We start from the raw sequence: 8275 nt of genomic DNA, 5'->3' as shown, positions 1-8275 counted from the left end.
GCAGACGTTCCTCGCACATCGACTCTGGGATTAAGATTTGCAACGGTCCCGGCTAAATAACGATAGCTTGAACCAGACCCGCCTCTTATAGCTATTGCTTGAGCACGAAAACCGGGGCCACCGACTTTACCTTCATTGGGATTGGAAAAATTGCCATACTCATCAAGCCCAACCCCAAGCCACCCCCCCGCAAAACCAGGCGTACCATTATTTCGTTGGGCATATCCCAACGCACCGCCAAAACTGCCAGGTTGAGGTGTCACTGTGGCATCAGAAAGAATAATCGCTAACCCATCCCCACCTGTGCCTGTTTGGGGCGCCCAAGCGTAATAGCGAAAGGTGACTTCAACCAGGTTATTCGCAGCTGGAAATAAACGCAGATAGGTCGCGGAGGTGGCCTGATCCCCAATATTACGCGTCATCCGCAAGCGACCGCTTTGAATTGATGGCAATTCACTGTTATTTCTCTGTGCGACAACCCAGTGTTCCCCTAGGCTTGTTCTCGAGAAATCATCACTGAAACATTGCGACAAGGGAGTTTCAGCACTGTTGTTTATGACTGAGTCGGTATACATAAACAAGTTGCGGGCACTGACCCGGCCGTTAATAACTGAACTACCTTCCATGATTAGCGCTTGATGAGCATAAACATATCCATCAACACGACTGCTGCTGTTCATGGTGATATTGTTATAACCAAATAGCAAAATAGAACCACCACTTGCACGTAACAAGCTAGTGTTTTCAAGTGACGTAGCGTTATTAACGAAAATTCTAACCTGCCCAAGCGCCTCAATCGTGCTGCCACTAAATAAGTTCAGAGAATTTATATAATAATCACCTGCTGGGAGGATGGCTTTACCACCATTGTTGACCGTTAATGTCCGCAGCCTGTATTCACTCTTGCTATCCGAGAATGTGAGGTTGCAATTGTTATTGAGTGTAAAATCCCGGTATTGGTTTTGTGCCCCGTTACCAATGACTTGTGATGAGTTACAGGTAAGATTCCCACCCGCATTCGAACTCGTTACAAAACCATTTTCTCCTGTAATAGATAGGGCGGGAACACGGAGGCTACTGATAGTACAGCGCCTATCACCACCATCGACAGTATCGCAACCCCTATCTGGTAGCGAACTGTTTGAAGAGCAAAAGCGCAAATCAGCACCCTGCGTACCATTAATACGGGCATTGCCATTCTGCTCCAGTCGACCACCACTACCGGTGACGCAACTAGTACTAGCATCTCCTCGATGCCCTTGCACCACAGCGGGGAAATAGGTGTCACCATCAATTTGCTGAAACGCGAAACTTGAGCAAGCCCAAAGCAGGTTTAGCAACAGTAAAAATTTCTTTTTCATGGATTGGTACCACCATAAGCTTCCGCCACTATCGTGCGACTCACCCTGAAATCAGGATTGGCACTGGCCAGGTCATTGGAGCCACAGGAACCCTCACTCTCCAGTCGATAGCCAGTGCTCACAAGCCCGTTATCAGTCACAGGCACGGCAACACAACGCACCACGGCCTGGCAGTCGACCAGCCCCGGATTGCCGGTAAAGGTGAGGGGGATGCGGCCTTGATTTGCCTCACATACCGCGGGGGGCTCAGGTAAAGCGGGCGTCCGATTGGGGAAGAGCCGATAGAGCGCCACTTCCAGCCCGCTCTGGGCAGCCAGCAGGGCGCGCACGCTGCGCACCTCCACCGTATTCTTTTCACTACTGTCGGTCAGAAAGCGGCCCATGGCAGCAGCCAGTAGCGCCATCACCACAATCACAAACAGGGCGATCATCAGGGAGCTGCCCCTCATCCGCCCTACAGAGCGCGCATCAAGGGACATTGAACACCCCTATCTTGTGGTTAAAGATAACTGACTCACCTCTGCGCTCGAACACGAAGCGCACGCCAAACTCCCCTTCAGCGTTAAAGGCCGACGTTTCCCGATAGAACACTCCCGTTCGAAGAGAATCGGCCATCAGCACGCCCTGTGCAGGAAAAGAGGCGCCAATGGCCGCGCTCGATCTCGTTATCGTGCCCCCTTCAACACAGTAGCGGACTTGCTCGCGGGCAAAATAAACGCGACTGCCCGGTGAGAGCCCGGCCAGGGTTTGCGCACTGGTGTAGCGAATGCTTTGTACCCCGGAAACCGGCGCCAACACGTCCGTTACGCTGGCCACACAGCGACCGAACTCGCAATTGGTGGCCAGTGAGCCGGCATGTTTGTCCGGCACGGGGAACACGATCATCTTGTCACCTTTGCTGACGGCGGCGGCGTCCACACTCAGTGGATTGGTTACTGAGGCGGGGGTTGCCATCACTAACTCCAGGGTAGCGCTGCTGCCTGATATGGCACGATTGAGGGCAAGATAGCGACTGGAGGCACTGATGGGCCAAAAACGCAGGCAGGCCCCTTCGTCAAGCCAGTTGCCGTTCCGGTCTTCAATCCGCTCCGAGCCCGGTACCGCATCACGCAGCTCGCGATTGAGCCGCTCCATGGCGAAGCGGGCATCGCTCATCAACTGCTCGCGGCTGCTGGCATCCCCATAGATCTGGGTACCGATGCCGATAAACTGGCTGGTAAAGGTCGCCATGATGCCGAGCAGCAGGATCACCATCACCAGCTCGATCAGGGTAAAACCGCGCATTGCCCCTCTCATCAGTAGTTCCCCCGATAGAAGGAGAAGTCGAGCACGCTCTGATCCGGCAGCCGCACCTGCAGATCGATGCGTTTGCCCACAGAACAAGGGGCTGTACAGATCTTGAAAGTACCATCCTTAAAGTCGACCGCGCTTACCGCAATCTTGACCTGATAGTTGCGATACTCCTCACCGCTGATCCCCGCCGCAGTCTGGGTAAAACGGTTGGCGTCCACCCAGTTGCCCGCGGTATCGAAATCATCCACATCGTTATAGACGTAAGGTGCGGGCTCGCCATCAGGGCCATAGACGCTGGGTTGCCAGCCGGTGATGGCCGGAGCGGGAGGCCGCTGGGTGCACGCCTGACCGACAGGGCAACTGCAGTCCCCATAAAACTGACCATTCAACGTCTCGCCACAGCGATAACGGCCACCATTATGATCCGACTGCTCATCAAACGACTTTTGCAGTATCTCCCCGGAGAGGCGCTGGGCCAACTGGGCGGCGCGTACCTGCTGCACCGGGTCCACCGCCTGCGGTGCCTGATTGATCAAGAGCCCGAGAATGCCGGTCAATGCCACCGCCAGCAGCACAATACCGACGATCAGCTCTATCAGGGTAAAACCGCGCTTAAGGGATCTCATGGATATAACCCTCGGACTCTATCTTGATGCGGCGGGTCTCACGGCCATCGCTCACCAGCAGAGAACACCCGCTTGCGGTGGCGCAATTCCCGATTGGACGACCCAGCCGATCAAAGCGCAGCACAAAACTGCTGCTGTTATTGAGGGAGACAGTGATGCCAGAAGATGGGGTGACAAGGCGTCCCCGGGTGCGCTGATTATCACTCCAGCTGGCGATGGGGGCAGGGGCCGGGCAAACGGCACCGGTCATCGCCAGGGTGATATGGGCAAAACGGGACGCGTCCACCACCAGTTGGGTACAGCGGTTGGCGGGTTCATGCATATTAACGGTCTGCACCAGCCGCAGCCGGGTCAGCAGTTCGTCGCGAACAGTTTGAGTTTCAAAGCCGCCTTTACCCAGCCATTTGGGCACGGCAAAGGCGGCCAGAATCCCGAGTAACAGGATAACAATTACCAGTTCAATCAGGGTAAAGCCCTTGGTTGCAGGCATGTGTTTTCTCATCAGGGAAAAGAGAAAGCGAGGCCGAAGCCTCGCTCATAAAAACGATATTACTTACAGTTTTTCAACTCTACCTTGAACGGCGCTGTATCTGAAGTTGCAGCTTGATAAGTCACATAGCACTCATTACCCTTCGTATTTTCCGGGTAAAAGCTGGAAGAAGTAGCTGATGCGCCAGATACCTTCCATCCATCCAAAGTGACCGCAGCAGAAATAGTATCAGCGGTCGGATAACCGTAAATGACTTTCACACTCGTCATTCCAGTCAATGCAGTACCACCTGCTGCAGATGCTTTTTCCTGACCTTCCAAAGCAGCCTTGCTATAGACCAGATTGGCAGCACTCTGTAGTGCTGATTGCACGCCTTGTGCAGCTGACTTACGCGCATCATCCTGCAGATTCAGGAATTTGGGCGCTGCCGTCACGGCCAGAATGCCCAGAATAATGATCACGATAACCAACTCGATCAGGGTAAAACCCGCCTGTTTTTTCATTTTACTTTCCTCTGTCAATTGATATTGGTGGTCACCTGACCGGACGCCGGACGGTAACTGAAACTCATAAATGCATCAGTACTGCCTTGCGGATCCTGATACTTGCCATCACTGCCCTTACTCAAACTATTGACCAGATAGTAGCGACAGACGGAGTCCAGGCCGTTATTGGTCACACTGACATAGTATTTCAGGTCATTGCCGCTACCGCGCACCTCGTCAAAGCTGGCAGTAGCCTTGGGCGGGTTCTGTAACAGACCCTCCCAAATCTTGAGACAGCGCTGGGCCGTCATGTTAGCCGGATCCACATCGATACCGCCACCCGCCGAGGTATCCATGGGATAACCGGGCGACAGCTCGCCATTGCTGACCTGGGTCTCGGTCGGCGTGGTCAGATAGAAACGCGAACCGTCATACAGCACCGTATTGAGGCTGTCCTGCTTGGCTCGTCCCTCCGCTTCCCACTGGGCCCGCACCAGCGACACACCGGTGGCAAAGCCGCCGGAAACCCCTTCCACACTGGCCTTCTTGGCCTCGTCGGTCACATCAAGGAAACGAGGCAAGGCGGTCACCGCCAGGATCCCCAGGATAACGATGACGATCACCAGCTCGATCAACGAAAAACCCGCCGCCCGAGACGTTATCACCAACCCGGGATGTGTTGATGCCATTCGATTTGTTGCCATGGTCCCTCCGTAATAATCCGCATTATTTCATGCAGATATAAAAAAATCATTTAACTCGCCCACACAATGGGTCTCATTCAAGACTTCTTCAGCACTCTGCCATCAGAAAATTGATATATCAGCCAATTATCTTCCCAACCGAACTCGCATCCCCCGCCATCGCGGCTCGCCAGCGCTTGCAGCGGCGGCAGATCCTGGCTCTGTGTGCCTATGATCGACAACCACAGCTGGCGGCAATTTTCCGAGGGGGCCAGCAGGGGGCCGGCCCCGATCGGCCAGCCTCTGTAATCGAACTGCCAAGCCAGACCATCGGCGAACAGGCTCGCGGGACGGCGCTGCTCCAGCCAGAGTCCGTGCAACCTCTGTGTCCGCCCGGCAAACTGTTCTCCCAGCAGGACCAGGCTGAGCGCCAGCGCCTCCGCTCTGTGGGTGCGATAGCTCTGGGCCAGGGTCGCCACTATGATCAGCAGCAAGATCAGGGCGGCCATTCTCCTATATCCCCCCAGCCAGCGATCATCCTGTTGTGACTGTCTGCTCACCCGCACCTCTCTCACACCCTGTTGACCAACCACAACGCATCATATCCCACCAGGAGGAGTAAAGGTCGTTAGCTACCGCGCACGGCACGCATCATGTCCCACATGGGCGTGAAGATACCCAGTGCCAGCACCAGCACCATGACGGCCACTACGCCTATCAGGATGGGCTCGATACGGGCGGTCAGACTCTTGAGGTCATAGTCCACCTCCCGCTCGTAATACTCGGCCGCCTCATGCAGCAGGTCGTCAACCTGACCGGTCTCTTCCCCCACCGCGATCATCTGCATCACCAGGGGGGTAAACAAGCCGCTGCTGCCAGCGGTGCGCAGCAGGCTCTCACCCCGTTCAATACCGGCTCGCATGTCACGGATCTGGCCCGCCATATAGGCGTTATCCACCGCATCGGCCACCAGGGTCAGCGCCGTATTGAGCGGCACCCCGGCCTTGAGCATCATGGAAAAGCTGCGGGCGAAGCGGGCCAGCAGGGAGCGCTCAATGATAGTGCCGACGATGGGCAGCCTGAGTTGCCATCTGTGCCAGATCAGCTTGCCCTTGACCGTTGCAACCCAGCGCCGCCAGCCAAACACCATGGCGAGCAGTATGCCAAGCAGCAGCCACCAGTAGTGGACAAAGAAGTGGGAGGTGGCGAGCAGGATCCGGGTCGTCAGCGGCAACTCGACGCCGAACTTGGCAAACATGCCGGCGAAGACGGGGATCACCATGATATTGAGGATCACCATGGCGATGCCGATGGCGATCATCACGAAACTGGGATAACGCATGGCGGTCTTGATCCGCTTGCGAGTCTCCAGCTCCAGATCGAAATAGTTGGCAAGCTGCAAAAAGGCCTCTTCCAGCTGACCCGTGTTCTCGCCCACGTGAACGATGGCGACAAATAGACTGCTGAATACCTTGGGGTGAGCCTGCATCGAGCTGGAGAGCGGCCGGCCATTGCCGAGATCTTCCCCCAGCGCGTGCAGCGCTCGCTTGAGCGTCTTGCTGTGGGCACTCTCCTCCAGCCCGGCGATGGCGCGCAGTATGGGGATCCCCGCCCGGGTCAGGGCATACATCTGGCGGCTGAATACCACCAGCTCGTCCAGCTTGACGCCCCCTTCCAGCAACAGCGACCAGTCGATGGCGGCTGATTTCGCCTTGCCCGGCTTGAGTTCGGTCGGCATCACACCGCGACGCATCAGCTGCTCGGCCGCAGCCATCTCGTTAGCTGCGTCCACCACGCCGTTGACGGCATTGCCCTGGCTGTCGCGCCCCTTGTAGGCAAAGGTACTCATGAGGTGCGCCCCTGACCGAGAGTGTCATGGCAACCAGCCTGTGAGTTGACGTTGAAGTGAGTCATGGCTTACCCCAGATCCTCGGCCAACCGCAGCACTTCATCCACCGAGGTGATCCCCTGGCGGGCATAATCCAGCGCCGTCAGGGCCAGTGGCCGGAAGTGTTCATGCTGACGCGCCGCCTTGGCGAAGCCTTCGGCATCGTTGCGGCGCAGGGCATCCATCATGGGTTGATCCAGTTCCAGCAGCTCATAGACCCCGATCCGGCCAGAGTAACCAGTGAAGTTGCAGCTCTGGCAGCCACGCCCCTTGTGATAGGCATGCTGACCGGGCGCTTCGCCGGAGAGCACAGTAAGCCAGGTGGCCTGCCCCTCGTCCGGCGCCCGCTCCTCGACGCAGTGCTCGCACACCCGCCGCACCAGCCGCTGGGCCACCACGGCTCGCAGCGCGCTCGCCACCAGATAGCCTGGCGCGCCCATGTCGATGAGACGCAGGGCACTGGTGACCGCATCGTTGGTGTGCAGTGTGGTGAGCACCAGGTGGCCTGTGATGGCGCCACGCAGGCCTATTTCCACCGTCTCGTTGTCCCGCATCTCGCCCACCAGCAGTATGTCTGGATCCTGACGCAGGGTAGAACGCAGCACATGGGAGAAGGTGAGGCCTATCTTGGGGTTCACCTGCACCTGGTTGACCCTAGGCAACCGGTATTCTACCGGGTCTTCCACCGTGATGATCTTGTGGCTGGCCTGATTGAGCTCGGAGAGGGCGCCGTAGAGGGTGGTGGTCTTGCCGCTCCCGGTCGGGCCCGTCACCAGTATCATGCCGTGGGGTCGTTTGAGCTGACGGCGAAAACGGGCCAGCATCTCCGGCGGCATGCCGGTCTCGCTCAGCGACAGTATGCCGGAGGATTGATCCAGTAACCGCATCACCACGGACTCACCGTACTGCACCGGCATGGTGGACATACGCACATCCACGTCCCGGCCGCGCACCTTCATGTTGAAGCGGCCATCCTGGGGCAGCCGCTTCTCGGATATGTCGAGCCCTGCCACCAGTTTCAGACGCAGCACCAGCGCCTGGGCGATGCGCACCTCGTTCAGGATATTCTCGTGCAAGATGCCGTCGATCCGCTGGCGAATGCGCAGCACCTTCTCATCCGGCTCTATGTGTATATCGGAGGCCCCTACCTGCACCGCGTCCTCGAACAGGGAACGCAGCAGCTTGGCCACCGTCGCCTCCCCCTCGTCACCGGACCCGATGTTGCTAGAACCCAGCTCGAAGCCAGTATCCTGATACTCCTCCTGCAGCTGTTCGGCGAAGCTCTCTATTTCGCGGGTACGGCGATAGAGGCGGTCGAAATACTCCAGCAACTGGCCTTCCCGCGCCACTGACAGCACCATCTCCCGCGGGCGCAGCAACGCCGCGATGGCATCGAGGGCACTCAAGTCCGCCGGATCCGACATGGCCACCGTCACCCGGTTGTCGGTG

General features: G+C 57.3%; 9 protein-coding genes and 1 pseudogene. All 10 read right to left on the bottom strand.

Annotated features, from left to right (window positions below; all coding sequences use genetic code 11):
• A pseudogene (locus tag AAC083_RS09040) lies at positions 1-1361 on the bottom strand (MSHA biogenesis protein MshQ); the annotation flags it as partial.
• Complete coding sequence (locus AAC083_RS09035; RefSeq protein WP_375134749.1) at positions 1358-1840, bottom strand: MSHA biogenesis protein MshP; 483 nt, start codon at positions 1838-1840, stop codon at positions 1358-1360. The gene AAC083_RS09035 and the pseudogene AAC083_RS09040, both read right to left, overlap by 4 nt.
• A complete protein-coding gene (locus AAC083_RS09030; protein WP_108536393.1) occupies positions 1830-2657 on the bottom strand; it encodes a PilW family protein in 828 nt (275 codons plus the stop codon). The genes AAC083_RS09035 and AAC083_RS09030 overlap by 11 nt, the downstream gene beginning before the upstream one ends.
• Complete coding sequence (locus AAC083_RS09025) at positions 2657-3280, bottom strand: prepilin-type N-terminal cleavage/methylation domain-containing protein (RefSeq protein ID WP_108536392.1); 624 nt, start codon at positions 3278-3280, stop codon at positions 2657-2659. Before AAC083_RS09025 ends, AAC083_RS09030 begins: the two co-directional genes overlap by 1 nt.
• Positions 3267-3770: a type II secretion system protein gene (locus AAC083_RS09020; protein WP_108536391.1), complete on the bottom strand. Its 504-nt coding sequence runs from the start codon at positions 3768-3770 to the stop codon at positions 3267-3269. The genes AAC083_RS09025 and AAC083_RS09020 overlap by 14 nt, the downstream gene beginning before the upstream one ends.
• 59 nt (positions 3771-3829) lie before the next feature.
• Positions 3830-4273 carry a prepilin-type N-terminal cleavage/methylation domain-containing protein gene (locus AAC083_RS09015; protein WP_108536390.1) on the bottom strand — a complete coding sequence of 148 codons (444 nt, stop codon included), beginning with the start codon at positions 4271-4273 and terminating at the stop codon, positions 3830-3832.
• Between the two features lie 14 nt (positions 4274-4287).
• The gene (locus tag AAC083_RS09010; protein WP_108536389.1) at positions 4288-4959 is read right to left on the bottom strand and encodes a prepilin-type N-terminal cleavage/methylation domain-containing protein; all 672 of its coding nucleotides are present in this window, start codon (positions 4957-4959) and stop codon (positions 4288-4290) included.
• A 77-nt stretch (positions 4960-5036) separates the two neighbouring features.
• Positions 5037-5498, bottom strand: a complete 462-nt coding sequence (locus tag AAC083_RS09005) for a hypothetical protein (protein WP_108536388.1) — start codon at positions 5496-5498, stop codon at positions 5037-5039.
• Between the two features lie 68 nt (positions 5499-5566).
• Positions 5567-6787: an MSHA fimbrial biogenesis protein MshG gene (mshG, locus tag AAC083_RS09000; RefSeq protein ID WP_108536387.1), complete on the bottom strand. Its 1221-nt coding sequence runs from the start codon at positions 6785-6787 to the stop codon at positions 5567-5569.
• Between the two features lie 68 nt (positions 6788-6855).
• A partial coding sequence (gene mshE / locus AAC083_RS08995) for an MSHA fimbrial ATPase MshE (RefSeq protein ID WP_108536386.1) occupies positions 6856-8275 on the bottom strand: 1420 nt, incomplete at its 5' end.

This window comes from Aeromonas sp. HMWF014 (assembly GCF_963878295.1).
In the GTDB taxonomy this organism is placed as follows: Bacteria; Pseudomonadota; Gammaproteobacteria; order Enterobacterales; family Aeromonadaceae; genus Aeromonas; species Aeromonas popoffii.
This window is presented reverse-complemented; position numbering and strand designations above follow the sequence as displayed.

Coding starts and splice junctions, on each gene's coding strand:
- AAC083_RS09035 (WP_375134749.1), bottom strand. CDS start 1,840: ATGTCCCTTGATGCGCGCTCTGTAGGGCGGATGAGGGGCAGCTCCCTG.
- AAC083_RS09025 (WP_108536392.1), bottom strand. CDS start 3,280: ATGAGATCCCTTAAGCGCGGTTTTACCCTGATAGAGCTGATCGTCGGT.
- AAC083_RS09015 (WP_108536390.1), bottom strand. CDS start 4,273: ATGAAAAAACAGGCGGGTTTTACCCTGATCGAGTTGGTTATCGTGATC.
- AAC083_RS09010 (WP_108536389.1), bottom strand. CDS start 4,959: ATGGCAACAAATCGAATGGCATCAACACATCCCGGGTTGGTGATAACG.
- AAC083_RS09030 (WP_108536393.1), bottom strand. CDS start 2,657: ATGAGAGGGGCAATGCGCGGTTTTACCCTGATCGAGCTGGTGATGGTG.
- mshG (WP_108536387.1), bottom strand. CDS start 6,787: ATGAGTACCTTTGCCTACAAGGGGCGCGACAGCCAGGGCAATGCCGTC.
- AAC083_RS09020 (WP_108536391.1), bottom strand. CDS start 3,770: ATGCCTGCAACCAAGGGCTTTACCCTGATTGAACTGGTAATTGTTATC.